The organism is Aquisalimonas sp. 2447, from assembly GCF_012044895.1.
Lineage (GTDB): Bacteria > Pseudomonadota > Gammaproteobacteria > Nitrococcales > Aquisalimonadaceae > Aquisalimonas.
The window spans coordinates 3,662,959-3,681,990 of record NZ_CP050695.1 but is presented as its reverse complement, the minus strand read 5'-3'; the positions used below and the strand labels follow the sequence as shown (position 1 = coordinate 3,681,990).

The 19,032-nt window shown below is 66.4% G+C and carries 15 protein-coding genes; 6 read left to right on the top strand and 9 right to left on the bottom strand.

Annotated elements, in window-relative coordinates; genetic code table 11:
- Positions 1-18 precede the first annotated feature (18 nt).
- The gene (locus tag KU884_RS17455) at positions 19-1,161 is read right to left on the bottom strand and encodes a S9 family peptidase (protein ID WP_167783810.1); all 1,143 of its coding nucleotides are present in this window, start codon (positions 1,159-1,161) and stop codon (positions 19-21) included.
- Between KU884_RS17455 and KU884_RS17450 the strand changes: the two genes are divergently transcribed.
- Positions 1,160-1,990 carry an alpha/beta hydrolase gene (locus KU884_RS17450; protein WP_167783809.1) on the top strand — a complete coding sequence of 277 codons (831 nt, stop codon included), beginning with the start codon at positions 1,160-1,162 and terminating at the stop codon, positions 1,988-1,990. The two genes, KU884_RS17455 and KU884_RS17450, sit on opposite strands and share 2 nt — an antisense overlap.
- 165 nt (positions 1,991-2,155) lie before the next feature.
- On the opposite strand, the gene pyrE is transcribed toward KU884_RS17450, so the two are convergent.
- The 3 genes from pyrE to icd form a co-directional block, all read right to left on the bottom strand.
- Complete coding sequence (gene pyrE, locus KU884_RS17445) at positions 2,156-2,797, bottom strand: orotate phosphoribosyltransferase (RefSeq protein ID WP_167783808.1); 642 nt, start codon at positions 2,795-2,797, stop codon at positions 2,156-2,158.
- A gap of 130 nt (positions 2,798-2,927) precedes the next feature.
- Entirely contained in the window at positions 2,928-5,573 is a 2,646-nt protein-coding gene (gene ppc, locus KU884_RS17440; protein ID WP_167783807.1) for a phosphoenolpyruvate carboxylase, read from the bottom strand.
- 141 nt (positions 5,574-5,714) lie between these two features.
- Positions 5,715-7,475 (bottom strand): NADP-dependent isocitrate dehydrogenase, encoded by a 1,761-nt coding sequence (gene icd / locus KU884_RS17435; protein WP_167783806.1) that lies wholly within the window; start codon positions 7,473-7,475, stop codon positions 5,715-5,717.
- 467 nt (positions 7,476-7,942) lie between these two features.
- On the opposite strand from icd, the gene KU884_RS17430 reads away from it, so the two are divergent.
- Positions 7,943-9,127: an acetyl-CoA C-acyltransferase family protein gene (locus KU884_RS17430; RefSeq protein ID WP_167783805.1), complete on the top strand. Its 1,185-nt coding sequence runs from the start codon at positions 7,943-7,945 to the stop codon at positions 9,125-9,127.
- A gap of 228 nt (positions 9,128-9,355) precedes the next feature.
- A complete protein-coding gene (locus tag KU884_RS17425; RefSeq protein WP_167783804.1) occupies positions 9,356-10,132 on the top strand; it encodes an exodeoxyribonuclease III in 777 nt (258 codons plus the stop codon).
- Between the two features lie 38 nt (positions 10,133-10,170).
- Here the strand turns inward: KU884_RS17425 and KU884_RS17420 are convergent, their stop codons facing one another.
- The 3 genes from KU884_RS17420 to KU884_RS17410 form a co-directional block, all read right to left on the bottom strand.
- Positions 10,171-10,494: a glutathione S-transferase N-terminal domain-containing protein gene (locus KU884_RS17420; protein WP_167783803.1), complete on the bottom strand. Its 324-nt coding sequence runs from the start codon at positions 10,492-10,494 to the stop codon at positions 10,171-10,173.
- Positions 10,495-10,649: 155 nt separating this feature from the next.
- Positions 10,650-11,648 (bottom strand): thioredoxin-disulfide reductase, encoded by a 999-nt coding sequence (gene trxB / locus KU884_RS17415; protein WP_167783802.1) that lies wholly within the window; start codon positions 11,646-11,648, stop codon positions 10,650-10,652.
- A gap of 16 nt (positions 11,649-11,664) precedes the next feature.
- Positions 11,665-11,799, bottom strand: coding sequence for a DUF3096 domain-containing protein (locus KU884_RS17410; RefSeq protein WP_167783801.1), 135 nt, complete (start codon positions 11,797-11,799; stop codon positions 11,665-11,667).
- Positions 11,800-12,005: 206 nt separating this feature from the next.
- On the opposite strand from KU884_RS17410, the gene KU884_RS17405 reads away from it, so the two are divergent.
- From KU884_RS17405 to KU884_RS17395, 3 genes are all read left to right on the top strand, one after another.
- Entirely contained in the window at positions 12,006-14,726 is a 2,721-nt protein-coding gene (locus KU884_RS17405; protein ID WP_167783800.1) for a cation-transporting P-type ATPase, read from the top strand.
- Between the two features lie 66 nt (positions 14,727-14,792).
- Entirely contained in the window at positions 14,793-16,175 is a 1,383-nt protein-coding gene (locus KU884_RS17400) for an AmpG family muropeptide MFS transporter (protein WP_167783799.1), read from the top strand.
- 165 nt (positions 16,176-16,340) lie between these two features.
- Positions 16,341-16,742 (top strand): tetratricopeptide repeat protein, encoded by a 402-nt coding sequence (locus tag KU884_RS17395; protein ID WP_254432106.1) that lies wholly within the window; start codon positions 16,341-16,343, stop codon positions 16,740-16,742.
- Positions 16,743-16,763: 21 nt separating this feature from the next.
- Here KU884_RS17395 and KU884_RS17390 read toward each other — a convergent pair whose 3' ends face one another.
- On the bottom strand, positions 16,764-18,443 hold the full coding sequence (locus tag KU884_RS17390; protein WP_254432105.1) for an NAD-binding protein: 1,680 nt from the start codon (positions 18,441-18,443) through the stop codon (positions 16,764-16,766).
- 41 nt (positions 18,444-18,484) lie between these two features.
- Positions 18,485-18,868, bottom strand: coding sequence for a DUF6394 family protein (locus KU884_RS17385; RefSeq protein ID WP_167783797.1), 384 nt, complete (start codon positions 18,866-18,868; stop codon positions 18,485-18,487).
- Positions 18,869-19,032 lie beyond the last annotated feature (164 nt).

The window sequence follows — 19,032 nt, the reverse complement described above, 5'->3', positions numbered from 1 at the left end:
CAGTCTCCGCAGTCAGTATCAGTGGCGGTCGGCAAGGTAGAGCACGTGCGCAGTGGCACGCCAGAGTTGCCAGCCGTCCCGCAGCCCCGGGGAAACATCCACGTGGTACAGGCCGGCGGCAGGGAATAGCCGCGCCTGATCCTCGCCCACGGCCGCCTGGAGTCGCTTGCTGTGTCCGATGGGGATGACGTCGTCATCGGTGCCGTGCACCAGGACCAACTGCGCCTGCAGGCGGGACAGATCCCGCCGGGCCAGATCGAGCCCGTCGATCTGGCGACGCACGTCCGGGGGCAGGCCGGCCAGGAGTTCATCCACTTGCTCCGGGTCGGTATTGGTGATCAGTGCGTATACGGCCGCGCCTTCGTCGCCCAGTTGTTCCACCTCGTCATCCACGTCGGCCCACGGGGTGTCGATGCGCCGCTCGGCGATGCGTCGCAGCAGCTGCCGGTCGCGGTCGTCGGCAATGCGATCCAGCTGGCTGAGCAGCACCACCCATTTGCCTTCCCGGCGTGGCTCGGCCACTTCGCCCTGTTCGCCGGCCACCGGGTCGTAGCCGGTGGTCACGTAGGTAATGGCGTCCACCATGTCGTAGTAGCCGCCCACCGCCACCAGAAAACCGATCTGGTCGGCCACCTGCGGATCCTTGGCGGCGATAATGCTGGGACCCACGGCGAAGCTGAACGCCATGACTCCCACCGGTGGCTCTGCCGGCAGGTCGGTCCCCGCCGTGACCTGCTTCAGCGTGTCGCCGATGTCCCTGGCGTCGTCCAGGCCGACGGCCATGGTCTTCGGTCCTTCCACGTCCGGAGTCACTACCACGAAGCCACTGCGTGCCATGCTGTTCGCAAACTCCACCAGCCGCGGATCGCGGCGGCCGTGTTCGGTAAAGCCGTGGATCAGCACCAGGGTGCCGCGCGCGTCACGGTCCCCGGGCCGGTAGACATCGGCCACATGGTCGCGATCATCCACCGTGTACGATACCGTGGAGCGCTCCGGATCGGCCGTTATGGCTTTCAACCGGCTGTCATCGTCGCCGGACTGGACATCACCGAGGAGCAGCATGCTCTCGTAGCTCCGGTGCACGCTGCCGCACCCGGTGACGTGGAGCACGGACAGGGCCAGAAGCAGTATGACCAGAACCCCACGCAAGCGAGGTGCCATGGGCGTCATCACCGTGATCGCGCTCACCGGGTTGGGTCTGTATCTCGGTCTCATGCTCCTACTCTACGGGATGCAGTCCCGGCTGATCCATCTGCCCGGTGTGCCGGGCCGCGAGCTCATGGCCACGCCGGCGGACATCGGCCTGCAGTGGGAGGATGTGCAGCTGCGCACGGCGGACGATGTTTCCCTGCACGGCTGGTACCTGCCGGCACCGGAGGACGGCGCCGGATACACCGTGGTGTTCTTCCACGGCAACGCCGGCAATATCAGTCATCGGCTGGACAGTCTGGAGATCTTCCACGACCTCGGTCTGGCCACCCTGATCATCGACTACCGCGGCTACGGGCGCAGCGAGGGCAGCCCGTCCGAGGACGGGCTGTACCGGGACGGTGACGCGGCCTGGCGTTACCTGGTGGACGAGCGCGGTGTATCGCCCGGAGAGATCATCGCCTTCGGGCGTTCCCTGGGTGCGGCGGTGGCGGCGCGGGTGGCTTCCGAGCGGGACGTGGGCGGCGTGATCCTGGAGTCGGCGTTCACCTCGGCGCCGGACCGGGGCGCGGAACTCTACCCGATCTTCCCCGTGCGGCTGCTCGCCCGCATCCACTATCCCACCCGGGACTACATCCGCGACGTGGAGGTGCCGGTTCTGGTGGTTCACAGCCCCGAGGACGAGATCATTCCCATCCACCATGGTCGTGCGGTCTACGACGCGGCGCCGGAGCCGAGGCAGTTCCTGGAGATCAGCGGGGATCATAACACCGGGTTCCTGCAGAGCCGCGAGGAGTACACCCGGGGCATCGCGGAGTGGCTGCGGACGCTGGAGCGGTAGCCGTTACCGGGGGCGTCAGGCGGTCTGCAATGCCGCTCCTACAGCCACGCGTAGGGCGGATCTTCAGATCCGCCGTTACCCGCGGCTTGGCACTCACGGCGGATCTGAAGATCCGCCCTACAAGGCTGCAATGCGCTGAAGCGCACCGGTGGGGTCGCGGCGACCTCAGGCCCCGTAGCGCTGGCGGTAGTCGCGGATCGCCGCCAGCGCCGCATCCCGGTCGCCGCGCTCCGCCAGCCAGGTGACCAGATCATCCAGGTCAACAATGGGCACCACCGGCGCGCCGTACTGGTCCCGCACTTGCTGGACCGCCGACCGCTCGCCGCTGCCGCGCTCCTTGCGGTCCAGGGCGATGGCGACGCCAGCCAGTTCCGCACCGGCTGCGCCGATCATGTCAGCGGATTCCGCCACCGACGTGCCCGCCGAGATGACGTCATCGATCACCAGCACCCGTCCGACCAGTGGTGCGCCGACGATGGTGCCGCCCTCGCCGTGGTCCTTGGCCTCCTTGCGGTTGAACGCCCAGGGCACGTCCCGGCCGTGATGGGCGGCCAGGGCCACGGCGGTGGCGCTGGCCAGGGGGATGCCCTTGTAGGCGGGGCCGAAGAGCATGTCGAAGCCGATGCCGGAGGCGGTGATGGCGCGGGCGTAGTAGCGTCCCAGGGCCCCCAGCGTCGCGCCGGTGTTGAACAGGCCGGCATTGAAGAAGTAGGGGCTGACGCGCCCGGACTTCAGCGTGAATTCGCCGAACCGGAGCACATTCTGCTCCAGGGCGAAGTCGAGGAATTCGCGTTGGTAATCGTGCATTGAGCCGTTTCCGTTGTCGTTGCCGAGATCCCCAAACCGGATGGGCGCCAGCGTAGGAGCGGCTTCAGCCGCGACCTTCCAGAGCCTGCATCAAGACCGGTCGCGGCTGAAGCCGCTCCTACGGTGCCGGTTACCCGGTGTTGCGCATGCCTGCCGCGATGCCGTTGATGCATACCTGCAGCGCCTTGCGCAGGTGTTCCTCGTTACGGTGGCGGACCCGGTGCAGCAGCTCCACCTGCAGCCGGTTGAGCGGATCCACGTACGGGTTGCGCACGTCCACCGAGCGCCGGACCACGGGGAAATCCGATAGCGGCCGCTCGTGGCCGGTGACGGTCAGCACGCTGTTCAGGGTAGTGCGGTAGCGCCCGCGCAGATCCTGTCCCAGGGGTTGCAGCCCTTCCGGTACCAGGCGGCGGTCATACATGGCGGCCACGTCCGGGTCGCCCTTGGCCAGCACCATCTCCACCATGTCCAGGAAGGCGTGGAAGAATGGCCAGTCCCGGAACATGGTCTGCAATTCCTCGGTGCGGCCCTCTTTCTGCGCGTGGGCGAGCGCTTCGCCGACACCCAGCCAGGCCGGCAACAGCAGGCGGGTCTGGGTCCAGCTGAAAATCCACGGGATCGCCCGCAGACTCTCCACACCGCCTTCCTTGCGACGTTTCGCCGGCCGGGAGCCGATGGTGAGACCGGCGATCTCCTGCTCTGGCGTGGCCGAGCGGAAGTAGTCAACGAATTCCGGGGTATGGCGGACCATGCCGCGGTAGTTCTCCACGGCGACGCCGGAGAGCTGGTCCATGAGATCCCGCCAGCTCTGTTCCGGTTCCGGCGGCGGCTGCAGGGTCGCCTCCAGGACCGCGGTGGTGTAGAGCTCGAGATTGCGCAGGGCGATTCCCGGCAGGCCGAACTTCGCCTGGATGACCTCCCCCTGCTCGGTGGCCCGCAGGCTGCCCTGTACCGAGCCCGGTGGCTGCGACAGGATGGCGGCGTGGGTGGGACCGCCGCCGCGGCCGATGGAGCCGCCGCGGCCGTGGAACAGGGTGAGCTTGACATTGTTGCGGCGACAGCAGGCCACCAGCCGCTCCTGCGTCTGGTAAAGCGCCCAGGCGGCGGTGAGATGGCCGGCATCCTTGCCGGAGTCGGAGTAGCCGATCATCACCTCCTGGTGGCCGCCGATCCGCTGACGATACCAGTCGATCTCCAGCAACCGCTCAAGGCAGTCCTCGGCGCCATTGAGGTCGTCCAGGGTTTCGAACAGGGGCACCACGCGTAGGTAGTGCTTCACCCCTGCCTCTTTCTGCAGCAGTTCCACCGCCAGAATGTCCGATGGCGTCGCCGCCATGGAGATGACGTAGGCACCCAGGCTCTCCGGGCCCTGCTCGGCGATGACCCGGAAGGTATCCAGGGTCTCCTGGACTTCCTCGTCCGGCTGGAAGCCGCGGGGGATGAGCGGGCGGGGATTGTTCAACTCGCGGATCAGGAACGCCTGGCGGGCGGACTCGTCCCAGGCGGCGTAGTCGCCCAGGTCCAGCTCCCGGGTGATCGCCGCCAGGGCGCTGGCGTGGCGGCCGGCCTCCTGGCGGATGTCGATGCGCATCAGCGTCAGACCGAAGCAGCTCAGCCGCCGCAGCAGGTCCAGCAGCCGGCCGTCGGCCACCACACCGGCGCCGCAGCGGTGCAACGAGTGGTAGCAGGCCAGCAGCGGCCTGCGCAGGTCCTCGGCGTCCCGGTAGATCTCGCCCTCCGGGGCTGTTTTGCCCTCCAGGCGCGCCTCCAGCCAGCGCAGGGTGAGCCGCAGCCGGGCGCGGACGCGCTTGAGCATGACCCGGTACGGTTCCCAGGCATCGCCCACCTGTTCGCTCAGTTCCGAGTCCCGGCACTGCAGCGAGAGTTCGGAGATCAACTGGCCGATCTCCTTTTCGTACAGGCTGGCCGCCTGCCAGCGGGCCATGAGGCAGGCGTCCCGGGTGACCCGGGCGGTGACCCGCGGGTTGCCATCGCGGTCGCCGCCCATCCACGAACCGAAACGGATGGGTGACACGTCCAGCGGCAGGCCGCGGCCGGTGTAGTGGTGGAGCATGCGGTCCATGCGCCGGGCATGGCGAGGGATGGCGTCCCACAGGGTCTGCTCGACCACGGCGTAGCCCCAGCGGGCCTCATCCAGCGGCGAGGGCCGGCGCTGCCGTATCTCGTCGGTGTACCAGGCGGCGGTCACTTCGCCCTTGAGGGACTGCGCCAGCGCACCGGACTCCTCCGGCGTGAGGTCCTGCCGGTCCTGGGTCTCCAGGGTGCTGGCGATGTTGTTGTGCTTCTGCAGCAGGGTCCGCCGGGTGACCTCCGTGGGGTGGGCGGTCAGCACCAGCCCCACCTGCATGGAACACACCGCTGCATAGAGGTCGTCGGGTTCGGTGGTGGCAGCGACCCGTTCGAAGCCTTCCTCCAGGGAGCCGCGCAGGGGGCCGGAGTCCGGGGCGCGCGCCCAGGCGCGGCTGCGCCGCACGCGGTGGTGCTGTTCGGCAATGTTGGCGAGATTGAGAAAGTGCGAGAAGGCACGCACCACGGGCATGATGCGCTCATCCTCCAGGCCCGTGAGCGTCTCTTCGAGTTCACGGGCTGCGTCGTCGTCGCCGGCACGGGCCTGCTTGGCCAGCCGTCGCACGGTTTCGACGGTGTTGAACAGGGGCTCGCCGCCCTGTTCCCGGATTACCTCGCCGAGCAGCTCCCCGAGTTCGCGGATGTCTTCGCGCAGGGGCTGGTCAGCAGCGGTTCGCTCGCTCATGACGACCTCGCGGTGAGGTGGATTCGGGGCATGGGCGCCGCAAAGGAAAGTCGGGGCTGAAGCCCCTCCCACGGACTCGGTGTGGGAGGGGCTTCAGCCCCGAAGGAACGGCTTCTCATGCCGTGGCACCGGCTGCCGGTGCTATTCCGGCAGGCCGAACTGCTCGACGCTGGCAAAGATGTCCGTATCGGAGATGATGCCGATGGGCTCCTGATCCTTGTCCTTCACGGCGCAGCGCCGGATATTGCTGGACCCCATTTTCTCGGCGCACTCGTTCAGCGTCATGTCCACCGGCACGGTGACCAGCGGCTTGGAGGCCACCTCACCCACCTTGACCGTGTTGGGGCGGCGGCTGGGCTGGACGATGCGGGCGAGCACGTCGCGCTGGGTCATGATGCCCCATTCGCCGTCGTCACCGGGGCGCACGATGACACTGCTGATGCGCTTTTCCCGCATCAGATGCATGGCGTCTTCGACATTGGTATCGGCGGGCACGGAGACCGGATTGGGATTCATGAGATCGCCCACGGTATGCGGGATGCGGCCGGAGGCAACCATTTCCTCCAGCGGCGAGGTCACCCGGCGCAGTTCGCGGGTTTTGCGGTCCTTCTCGATGGCCTGGTCCCGCTCGGAGCGGAACTGATCCAGGTCCAGGCCGCCCTGCATTTCGGCGATGATGGCGTCGGCGAACTGGCTGGTGCGCACCTCGGAAGCGCCCTCGATCTGGCGGGCGAAGTCGTAGGTGACGATCTTGCTGGTGACCACCTCCTCGTACGCAGCGCTGATCAGGTCGGCAGCCTCGGACCAACCGATGTGGTGCAGCATCATGACGCCGGAGAACAGCAGCGAACCAGGGTTCACCTTGTCCTGGTTGGCGTACTTGGGCGCGGTGCCGTGGGTGGCCTCGAACACGGCAACGTTGTCGCTCATGTTGGCACCGGGAGCGATGCCCACACCCCCCACCTCGGCGGCCACGGCGTCGGAGAGGTAATCGCCATTGAGGTTCATGGTGGCGATGACGTCGAACTCGTTGGGCCGCAGCAGCATCATCTGGAAGATGATGTCGGCAATGCGGTCCTTGATGACCACCTTGCCCTCGGGGCGTTTGCCACCGTAGGTGGAGTAGAGCTCTTCCTCGGTGATAGTGGCATCGCCGAATTCGTCCCGCGCCAGTTCATAGCCCCAGGAGCGGAACGCTCCCTCGGTGAACTTCATGATGTTGCCCTTGTGGACCAGGGTCACGCTTTCGCGGTTGTTATCGATGGCGAACTGGATCGCCTTGCGCACCAGGCGTTTGGTACCGAACTCGCTGATGGGCTTGACGCCGAGGCCGGCGTCTTCGAAAAAGCGCTCGCCCATCTCGTTGCGCAGGAAGTCGGCAACCTTGCGGTTGTCATCGGTGCCGGACTGGTACTCGATGCCGGCGTAGACGTCCTCGGTGTTCTCGCGGAAGATCACCACGTCCACGTCTTCCGGGTGGCGCAACGGCGAGGGCACGCCGGCGTAGTGGCGAACCGGCCGCACGCAGGCGTACAGATCCAGGTCCTGGCGCAGGGCCACGTTCAGGGAGCGAAAGCCGCCGCCCACCGGCGTGGTGAGGGGACCCTTGATGGACACCAGCAGATCCTTGAGCGCTTCCTTGGTTTCATCCGGGAAATAGTCGCCGTCGTACAGGCCGGCGGCCTTTTCGCCCATGAACAGTTCGGCCCAGTGGATTTTGCGTTTGCCACCGTAGGCCTTTTCCACGGCGGCATCCCAGATACGCATGGACGCCTTGGTGATGTCCGGCCCGATGCCGTCACCTTCCACATAGCCAAGAACGGGGTTGTCGGGAACCTGAATCTGGCCGTCTTTGACGGAGATCTTCTGGCCGCCGCTGGGATAAGAGATGTGTCCGGTCATGCGTCCTCCTCTAATGGTTCAGGCCGCACCCCGTGAGGACTTTTGGTCCCGACACCCGGTTAGGGTGCCACGGGCCGCGGCCGGGCGGCTTCAGCGGGCAAAGTCGCCCCTTTCAGCCTGAGTATAACCGTTGCGCCGGAGGCCGGCGGGCGGCGGCCCTGGTGGGCGGCCGCGCGTCAATTCTTCGTGAGGCGCACCGGGGCGGAGCGATCGACGCGGGCGGAGGGACACTCCGGGCTCCTGCCGTTTTGCGGTTCTGGAGCCGTTCCGCGGATCGTTGGCAACGCACCTGTGGCGGAAGCTCATTCTGCCCCGGGCGCCGGGAGCGTTCAAGCGAGGTCCGGTCGCGTGTATGGCGAGGCAGCAGCTGCCGCCGGCTTCTCCGGCTCCATCGACACCCCCGTGGGGCCTGTCTACAATGCCTTGCCGGCGATTCCCGCGGGCATTGCGAGCGAGGAGGACGAGTCATGACACGCGAAGTTGTTGTGGTTGGAGCGACACGGACGGCCATTGGTACCTACGGAGGGGGGCTGAAAGATGTGTCTCTGGGGGATCTGGCGGCCGATGTGCTGCGGGAGTCCGTCCGCCGGTCCGGCGTCGATCCGGAGCAGGTGGGACATGTCGTTTTCGGCAACGTTATTCACACCGAGCCCCGGGACATGTACCTGGCACGGGTGGCCACCATCAACGGTGGTCTGGCGCAGAACACCCCGGCGCTGACCCTCAACCGTCTCTGCGGCAGTGGCCTCCAGGCCATTGTCACGGCATCCAGCTACATCCGCAGTGGCGATGCCGACTGTGTCGTGGGGGGTGGCGCTGATGCCATGTCCCGTGCCCCCTACTGGTTGCCCAACGGGCGCTGGGGCCAGCGCATGGGCGACGGCGTGATGCTGGATGCCATGGTGGGGGCGCTCACGGATCCCTTCGACAAGTGCCACATGGGCATCACCGCCGAGAACGTGGCCGAGAAGTGGGGCGTCAGCCGCGCGGACCAGGACGCTCTGGCCGCGGAGAGTCATCGTCGGGCGGCGGATGCCATCGACGGCGGCCGCTTCAAGGAGCAGATCCTTCCCGTGGAGATCAAGAGCCGCAAGGGCACCAAGGTGTTCGATACCGATGAGGGCCCGCGGCGGGACACCAACCTGGACGCGCTGTCGGGAATGAAGCCGGTGTTCAAGCGGGATGGCGGCACCGTGACTGCGGGCAATGCCTCATCACTGAACGATGGTGCCGCCGCCGTGACCATGATGGAGGCCGGTGCCGCCCAGCAGGCGGGGCTTAAGCCCATGGGCCGACTGGTGGATGCCACCGTGGCGGCGGTTGATCCGAAGTACATGGGCATCGGCCCGGTGCCTGCGGTGCGCACGCTGCTGGAGCGCACCGGCGTCAGCCGTGACGCCATCGACGTCTGGGAGATCAACGAGGCGTTTGCCGCCCAGGCCATCGCCGTCTGCCGTGACCTGGAACTGGATATGGACAAGGTCAACCCCAACGGCAGCGGCATCTCCCTGGGCCATCCCATCGGTGCCACCGGTGCCAACCTCACCGTCAAGGCGCTGTACGAGCTGCAGCGCACCGGCGGGCGCTACGCCGTGGTGACCATGTGCATCGGCGGCGGCCAGGGCATCGCGGCGCTGTACGAGCGGATGTAAAAGTTGGGCCCGCGGGCGGGCGGTGCATCGGTCCGGTGCGCCGCCCGTAACAGGTGGACTTGTAGGGTGGACCTTCAGGTCCACCATTGCGGGCTTCGATGAGCCACCTTGGCTTGCGGGTCGGGGAAGGTGGACCTGAAGGTCCACCCTACGGTCCTCTACGATTGCTCAAGGTCATTGAGACTACGGGCCGGCGGCGCCTGATCCCGTCAACCTCACCGGATTCCCATGCGCATCATCTCCCTGAACTGCAACGGCATCCGTGCCGCCGCCCGCAAGGGCTTCTTTGACTGGCTGCCGGCGCAGGACGCCGACGTGGTCTGTCTGCAGGAAATCAAGGCCAACGCCGACCAGCTTGCCGCCGACCCCTTCTACCCCGCCGGTTATCACGTCTACCTGCACTCCGCGCAGAAGAAGGGCTACAGCGGTGTGGCCATCTACGCTCGGCGTGAGCCGGACCAGGTGATCCACGGATTGGGCTGGCCAGAGTTCGATGCCGAAGGCCGGCTGATCGAGGCACGTTTCGGCAACCTGTCGGTGATGTCGCTGTACTTCCCGTCGGGGACGTCGGGCACCGAGCGCCAGGGAGTCAAGGAGGCGTGGATGCAGGATTTCCTGGAGCGCCTCCGCGCGTGGATGGACGACGACCGCGAGTACATCATCTGCGGCGACTGGAATATTGCTCACCGGGCGCTGGATCTCCGCAACTGGCGTAGCAATCAGAAGAACTCGGGGTTTCTGCCCCACGAACGCGACTGGCTGGATCAGATCTTCGGCGGGGTGGGATGGGTGGACGCCTACCGCGCCCTGTACCCGGAGCGCCAGCAGTACACTTGGTGGTCCAATCGCGGCCGGGCCTGGGACAACAACACAGGCTGGCGCATCGACTACCAGGTCATCACCCCGGGGCTGGCCCCGGAGCTGCAGAGTGCCTCGGTGTACACCAGGCAGCGGTTCTCGGATCATGCGCCGCTGACCGTGGATTACCGGCGGCCGCTGACGTGACCGCCGGTCCTCCCTTCCGAGGCATCACGCCCGCCGGTTCAGGCGAAGTGATCCTCGAGATAGTTCATGATCGCGTCTGACTCGTAGAGCCACTCCAGCGTGCCGTCGTCCTTGCGGATGAGAAGGCACGGAACGGTGGCATCGCCGCCGCCTTCCAGCAACTGGTCGCGGTATGCAGGTACGCGCCGGATGTTGCGTAGCTCGATCTTCAGGCGCAGCCGCTCGATGGTACGCAGCACGCGAATACAGAAGGCGCATGTTTCGTAGTAGTAGAGCGCGAGGTCGTCGGTCTCGCGGTCCACTCGCGCCTGTTCATCGGCGCCCCTGGTGACGACGGCGGGATTCTGTGGGCTTGTGGCCATGGCTCTCTTCTTTCGGGCTCACGATGGGTTTGATCCTGGTCCGGTCAGTGGCCGCATCCGGCGGCGCCGGCCGCCCCGCAGTGAGCGGCCACCTCCCCTATAGCCTGGCGCCTCAACGCCCGTTGTACAAGTCCCGGGCGGATGATCGCGGATGCTCAGGCACCCTCGGTCTGGCTTGCAGCATTGGCGGCTGCCGCGGTGTCAGCCAGGCCGTCCAGATAACGCTCGGCGTCCAGCGCGGCCATGCAGCCGGTGCCGGCGGAGGTCACCGCCTGGCGGTAGACGTGGTCCATGACATCGCCGGCGGCGAACACGCCGGGCACGCTGGTGGCGGTGGCGTCCCCGTCCAGCCCGCTTTTCACGCGGATGTAGCCGCCCTGCATGTCCAGCTGGCCCTGGAAGATGTCGGTGTTCGGCTTGTGGCCGATGGCGATGAACACGCCGGCAACGTCGATCTCGGTGGTCTCGCCGTCCCTGGTGGATTTGAGCCGCGCGCCAGTGACGCCGGAGTCGTCGCCGAGAATCTCGTCCAGGGTGTGGTTCCACTGGATGCTGATCTGCCCGGCCTCGACCTTGTCCATGAGCTTGTCCTGGAGGATTTTCTCCGCGCGCAGGCTGTCCCGTCGGTGGACCAGCGTGACATGGTCGGCGATGTTGGACAGGTACAACGCCTCCTCCACGGCGGTGTTGCCACCCCCGATGACCGCCACCTTCTGCTTGCGGTAGAAGAACCCGTCGCACGTGGCGCAGGCGGACACGCCCTTGCCGGCGAAGGTGGATTCCGACTCCAGGCCCAGGTACTGGGCGCTGGCACCGGTGGCGATGATCAGTGCATCGCAGGTGTAGCTGCCCATGTCGCCGGTCAGGGTGAACGGGCGCTGGCCGAGTTCCACCGTGTGGATGTGGTCGAAGATGACCTCGGTTCCGAAACGTTCGGCGTGGGCCTTCATGCGCTCCATCAGGTCCGGCCCCTGCAGGCCCTCCACGTCGCCGGGCCAGTTGTCCACGTCGGTGGTGGTGGTGAGCTGCCCGCCCATTTCCATGCCGGTGACCAGCACCGGCTGAAGGTTGGCGCGGGCGGCGTACACCGCCGCCGTGTAACCCGCCGGGCCCGAGCCCAGGATCAGGAGTTTCTGGTGTCTTGCCTCGCTCATGGTTGCTCCCGTGATGTCAGATCAGGCCGAGAATGCCGATCAGGATAAGGTAGGCGGCAATGATGTAGTTAAGAAGTTTCGGCACTATCAGTATGGCGATGCCGGCAATCAGGGCAATCAGTGGTGTCAGCGGGATTTCGACTCCGGTCATGATGTGCTCCGTGTTGGGAGTTTGCACTGCATTGTCTCGCTTCAAGGCTCCCGCGGGAAAACCGTCACTGAAGGGCAACGTGTGAGGGCAGCGGCACGTCGATTCAAGATCGGGCAGCACGTTGACGCAGATCATGACGCTTTTTGCTGCGTTGCGGCATGCTGTGGCGTTGATACCCCCGAATGACAAGACAGGAGTTGTCGGTAATGACGGAGCAGAGTCCATCCGGCGAGTGGCATGCCCGCGATGCAGAGGACGTACTGTCGCACCTGGCAAGCAGCCATGACGGGCTGAGTTCCGACGAGGCCGCGGAGCGCCTTGCGCGCTACGGGCCCAACCGGCTGCGGCCGCCGCGGCGGCACGGCCCGCTGGTGCGCTTCCTGCTCCAGTTCCACAACGTGCTGATCTACGTCCTCATCGTTGCGGCGGTGGTGACGGCGCTGCTGGGCCACTGGGTGGATACCGGCGTCATTCTCGGCGTGGTGGTGATCAACGCCCTCATCGGCGTCATCCAGGAGGGCAAGGCCGAGAAGGCCCTGGATGCCATCCGCGACATGCTCTCCCCTCAGGCGACGGTGCTGCGGCAGGGCCGCCGGCAGACCATTGCCGCCGAAGAGCTGGTGCCCGGGGACGTGGTGATCCTCCAGTCCGGCGACAAGGTGCCGGCGGATCTACGCCTGCTGCGCTCCCGCGAACTGCGGGTGGACGAGTCCGTGCTCACCGGCGAGTCCGTGGCCGTGGACAAGCGCCCGGAGCCAGTGGCCGCTGACGCGGTGCTGGGGGACCGCCTGAACATGGCGTTCTCAGGCACCCTGGTGACCTACGGGCAGGCCTCCGGCGTGGTGGCCGCCACCGCCGATGCCACCGAGATCGGCCGCATCAGCAGCATGCTCGAGGACGTGGAGAAGCTGACCACACCCTTGCTGCGCCAGATTGCCGTGTTCGGCCGCTGGCTGGCCGGAGCCATTATCGGCGCGGCGGCGCTGACCTTCCTGTTCGGGGTGGTGTTCCGGGATTACGCCTGGGGCGAGATCTTTCTGGCGGCTGTGGGCCTGGCGGTGGCCGCCATCCCCGAGGGTCTGCCGGCCATCATGACCATTACCCTGGCCATCGGCGTGCAGCGGATGGCCGGACGCAACGCCATCATCCGCAAACTGCCAGCGGTGGAGACCCTGGGCTCGGTGACCGTGATCTGCTCGGACAAGACCGGCACCCTCACCCGCAACGAGATGACCGTCCAGGGCATTGTCACCGGCGGTGCCGAATACGATGTCACCGGCGTCGGTTACGCGCCTGAAGGGGCTGTCGAGCGGGACGGTTCACCGGTGGCGAGTGACGATGAGCCGGTGCTGCCGGAACTGCTGCGCGCGGCACTGCTGTGCAACGATGCAACGGTGGAGCACCACGACGGGCAGTGGCGCATGCAGGGCGACCCCACCGAGGGTGCGCTGATGACCCTGGCCATGAAGACCGACCTCGATCCGGTGGAGCTCAGCGGCGAGCTGCCCCGTACCGACGCCATCCCGTTCGAATCCGAGCACCGGTTCATGGCGACCCTCCACCACGATCACCACGGTCATGGCGTCATCTACCTCAAGGGCGCGCCCGAGCGCGTGCTGGAAATGTGTGCCGTGCAGCGCACGGCCGAGGGCGACGAGCCCATCGACCATGACTACTGGCACCGGGCCATGGAGACGCTGGCCGAGCGCGGGCAGCGGGTGCTGGCGCTGGCGGTCAGCCCGGTCGAGGCCGGGCGCCATGAGCTGACCTTCGACGATGTCGAGGACGGGCTCACGCTGCTGGGGCTGGTGGGGCTGATCGATCCGCCCCGGGAGGAGGCTATCGCTGCCGTGCGCCAGTGTCAGGAGGCCGGCATCCGGACCAAGATGATCACCGGAGACCATGCCCTGACGGCGCGTGCCATCGGACGGGAACTCGGCATCGGCGATGGCGAGCGGGTGCTCACCGGCAAGGACGTGGAAGGCATGGACGACGCGGCCCTTGAGGATGCGGTGCGCGGCACCGACGTGTTCGCCCGTGCCAGCCCCGAGCACAAGCTGCGCCTGGTGCGTGCCCTGCAGGCCCGGGGCGAACGTGTGGCCATGACCGGTGACGGCGTCAACGACGCCCCGGCGCTCAAGCGCGCCGACGTGGGCGTGGCCATGGGTGTGAAAGGCACTGAGGTGTCCAAGGAAGCCAGCGACATGGTGCTGGCCGATGACAATTTCGCCTCCATCGCCCGTGCCGTGGAGGAAGGGCGCACCGTCTACGACAATCTGCGCAAGGCGCTGCTGTTCCTGCTGCCCACCAACGGCGGCCAGGCCATGGTGGTGATCGCCGCCGTGATGGCAGGCATGATGCTGCCCATCTCCCCGGTGCAGATCCTCTGGGTCAACATGGTGACTGCGGTCACCCTGGGCCTGGCACTGGCGTTCGAGCCGACTGAGCCGGGCGTCATGGAACGGGCGCCACGACGGCCGGATGAGCCGATTCTTTCGGCTTTCCTGGTATGGCGTGTGGGGTTCGTGTCGCTACTGCTGGTGACTGCGACCTTCGGGCTGTTCCTGCACGCGGCCGGCGGCCTGGAGGTCACCGACCATGCCCGCACCGTGGCGGTGAACACGCTGGTCATGTGTCAGGTGTTCTACCTGGTCAGCGCCCGCTTCGTGTTCCGGCCGTCATTGGTGTCCGGGCCGCTGCAGGGTAACCCATGGGTGCCGGGCTCCATTGCCGCGATCATCGTGCTGCAGCTGCTGTTCACCTATGCGCCGCCGCTGCAGTTGCTGTTCGGAACCGAGGCGCTCAGTGTGGCGGACTGGGTGCGGGTCGTGATTGCCGGCGTGATTGTCTTCGTGCTGGTGGAGCTGGAGAAGTGGTTGCTGGCATGGCGGGCGGAGCAGCACCGCGGCCATCCCCGGGAGGCCTGAAACGGGCCTATCGCAGTGGCGCAGATGTCGGTAGAGTCCCGTTCATCGCGTTGAGCGGGACCAACCATGTCTGAGACTTCCTCCATTGCCGGGCGCCCGCCGGGCCGGCTGGACGCGTTGCGTATCTACCTCCACCCCCGGGTTGTGGGCATGCTGTTCCTCGGCTTTGCCGCGGGGCTGCCCTTTCTGCTGGTGGGCGGTACCTTCTCGGCCTGGCTGCGGGACATGGGGGTGGAGCTCGCCGCCATCGGCTTCCTCAGCTGGGTGGGCATGGCGCACAGCATCAAGGTGCTGTGGGCGCCACTGGTGGACCGGCTGCCACTGCCCGTTCTGAGCCGTATCATGGGACGGCGACGCGCCTGGATTCTGCTCGCGCAGCTCACGGTGGGGGTGGGGCTGCTGGGCATGGCGCTCACCGATCCCGCCGCCAACCTCTGGCTGGTGGCGGTGTGGGCGGTGATGACTGCATTCGGTTCCGCCACCCAGGATATCGCCGTGGACGCCTATCGTGTGGAAGCGGTGGGCCCGGAGCGCCAGGGGGCCATGGCGGCGACCTATGTCACCGGGTACCGGGTTGCCATTCTGGTGGCCAGTGCCGGCGCCCTGCACATTGCCTCGGTGGCCACCTGGAGTCTGGCCTACGGCGCCATGGCGGTGCTCATGGGGGTTGGCCTGATGACCACGCTGCTTGTCCGGGAGCCGGAGGTGTCGGTTTCCGGGGAAACGCGGCGGCTGGAGCAGCGGGTCACCGACTACCTGGCACGTACCGTCCATCGCGGTTGGCGACGCGATGTGACGGCCTGGCTCCTGGGTGCCGTGGTCTGCCCCTTCGCGGATTTCTTCAAGCGCTACGGCCTCGCCGCCCTCGCGGTGCTGCTGTTCGTCGGGACCTTCCGTATCAGCGATATCTTCATGGGGGTGATGGCGAACCCGTTTTATCTGGATCTCGGGTTCACCAAGGGTCAGATCGCCAATGTTGCTGCCGCCTTCGGCCTGGCCATGACCCTGGGCGGTGCCTTTGTCGGCGGCGTGCTGGTGCTGCGGTTCGGTATCGCCCGCATGCTGATCTTCACGGCCATCATGGCGCCGGTCACCAACCTGACCTTCTCGTGGCTGGCCACCCTGGGGCCGGAGATGTATGGCCTCGTGTTCGCAATCATCGCGGACAATGTCACCGGCGGCATGGCCATTTCCGTGCTGCTGGCCTACATGGCCAGCCTGACCAACACGGCCTACACCGCCACCCAGTACGCCCTGTTCAGTTCGTTGATGACTCTGCCGGGACAATTCCTTGGTGGTTTTACCGGCTGGGTGGCTGAGCAGGTGGGCTGGTTCTGGTTCTTCATCGGCTCGGCCGCCATGGGGCTCCCCGCAATCCTGCTGGCGGTACTGCTGTTGCGTATCGCCCACCCCGACCGGATCCGGTCGACAGAGTCGAGCCCCGGGTGACGCATGGCGGCCAGGGGGTGCCCCGGGATGTTGTCGCTCTTCGTCACCCTGTCGTGGGCGGATTTTTAAGGTGCTGATTATAAATAAAAAATAGGGTTGGCCCGGTTCATGCTTGTATCTGTCCCAGAGGTAGCAGGTGCAACGCTTGATAGGGTAGGGATAACAATGACGACGATTGACGACATGGCGCAGGCAGCGTACGCGATCGGACGGCGCTACGAGATGGGTGACGGTGTGGCAATGCAGATGGAAACCGCCGCGCGATTCTACCGGCAGGCGGCACTGCGTGGGCTGCCGGAAGCGCAGCACGCCCTGGGTTTCCTGCATGCAACCGGCCAGGGGGTGCCCCGCAGCAACGAGCTTGCGGTGTCCTGGCTGCAGCAGGCAGCGGAGAACGGTCACGCCGAAGCTCAGCACAACCTTGGTGTCATGTACGCCGAGGGGCGTGGTGTCGAGGTTGACTACCAGACTGCGGTGAAGTGGTTCTACCAAGCTGCGATCAACGGGTGTGGTCCTGCCCGGGAGTGGCTGGAGTCGCGCTCCGACGAAGCGATCACGGTGGGGTGATCGCCGCCACGCCGCGCCTCGTCACCTGGCGTGACGGGGCGCGCTTCGGCGGTGGACAAGAAGCCGCCAGAGCAGTCCGTCGGGGATGCTCTCGCCACTGATCATGTAACGCAAGTTATTGACGTGCCGCAACGGCACGGACATCAACCTCAGCGCCTGGTGCGTCCCGCAGAAGAGAATCCGGTCGCCGCTGGCCAGGCGGGTTTCCTGTTCGGGCAGCAACGTGAGTTGGTCTTCCCGCACCAGCATCAATGGTAGGCAGTCGATGGGCTGTGTACGGTCTCTCGGGTGCTGGGTGATGGCCGACAGCGGCACGTCCGTGCCGCGGTCCAGGGCGTCCAGCACCGCCGGTGCACGCGCCTGGCTCACCCGAAGCGTCCAGGTTTCGGGAATGATCCCTCCGGCAACGCCCCGTATCTCTTCCGCCAGCGCGGCCTGCCAGGCGCCGTCCTGACCGCGGGCCTGGTCCAGAAAATCGTCCAGTAGTGGCGCATTGAGGACCGAGAGGATGTGGCTTGCCAGGATGTAGCTCGGCTCCACGGGCAGATCCACATCGGCGGCCTGCAGCAGCGGTTTGCTTGTGAGGTCGTTCTCCCGTGCTGCCATGTAGATGTCCGGATTGAGCGTGCGGCCGGTCATGACGATGGAGAGGTTATCGGCGTCATCGCTGGTTGCGGCCAGCAGGGCATCCGCCGAGGCAATGCCGGCGGCGCGCAGGGTCGCGGCTTCCGTGCCCTTGCCGGGGATGGTGTCCGGCGGGCAATCATTGCCGACCGGGTCCTCGTCGACGATGACCACGTCCATGCCCAGGCGTCTGAGCTCCCGGTACACTGCCCGGCCCAGGCGACCGAAGCCGCAGATGATCCAGCGTCCGGACGGTGGCAGCGGGCGTTCCGGGAGTGTCGTGGCCGGTATGCCGGTGAGCCAGTCCTGAATGCGGTGCATGTCCGGCGACACAATGGCCAGTCTCAGCCGGTCGGCGAAGCCATCATAGGCGTTGACCACCTTGTCCGTGCCGAAGGAGGCCATGTTGGCGGCGCCCTCGGTGGTCAACGCCCGGGCAACCACCGTCATGGAAGGATTCTGCAGTTTGCTGGTGAGTGCGACCTTGAGATTGGCGTGATCACTGTCGGTGACGGCAACAATGCCGGCACACCAGCGGTGCCTGAGGCCGGCCACGGCCAGGTGGTCCGGTACTTCGGCGTCCAGCTGGAAACCGGGCACATAGACGCCGAGATCCCGCAGTTCCAGCGCCTCGATGGCCGCCTGGGCGTGGTCCACCACCACCACGCGGCGGCGTCGCTCCGTGAGTGACCGGACCAGCAGGCTGCCGGTGTCCCCGTGGCCGCAGACGATGTAGAACGGTTCACTCATCTGCCGAACCGCGCGACGCAGCCGCGCACGCTGCATGGCGCCGCGGAAGGCGGGGTCCTGGATCAGCGAGATGATGGTACCCACGGCGTAGAGCCAGGCCAGTACGGTCAGGTAGATGCTGAACGTCACCCACAGGCGCTGTGCACCGCTGAACTCGTAGGGGATCTCGCCGAAACCGATGGTGGGGGCGGTGTAGGTAATGACGTAGAAGGCATGGAAGAAGTCCATGCGCCAGGGGTCGCCGTCGGCGTCCTGGCCGGGCATCAGGGTCAGGCCCGCCACTGCGATGGCGTACGCGCAGATGAGCACCAGCAGCGGAGGCCGCATCCGCCGCAGAATCAACGGGACAACGGTGCTGCCGGTGGTTCTCATCGCTGCAGGCTGGAGGTTTCGATGACCAGCAGTGTCGCCGAGACCAGGTTGGCCAGCAGGGCGCCGCCGGAGAGGGACACGATGCTGGCCATGACCGCCGGCGGCAGCCCGACATCCGCCACATGCACCGCAATCCCCCAGACCAGCGCTGCGGCGATGAGCTGCAGGTCCGCCACCAGACTGGCGGCCAGCAGGACGGCGCCGATCTGTGTGCGTTCGCCGAATTTCAGGACGGTGGCGATGAGGCTGACGACGATGGCAGCGAACAGTTCGTAGACGTTGTGATGGTCCGGGTTGTCAAACTCGCCGAGAAAAAAGCCGAAGTTCAGGGTCAGCGCGAGAAGGATGAAGAAACCGAAGACGACTTTTTCCAGGTTCATGGGCAGTGCTCCGCCGACAGGGACTGTCATGCCACCGTACCCGATGAGCGGGAACCGCGACACTGTGATCCGTCGCGCAAAACCGTCCCCCGTCCTCATGCGATAGTTGCATTCGCATCGCCGGCCCGGAGTACCCTTGCCCGGGTGTGAGCACAGGGAGAACA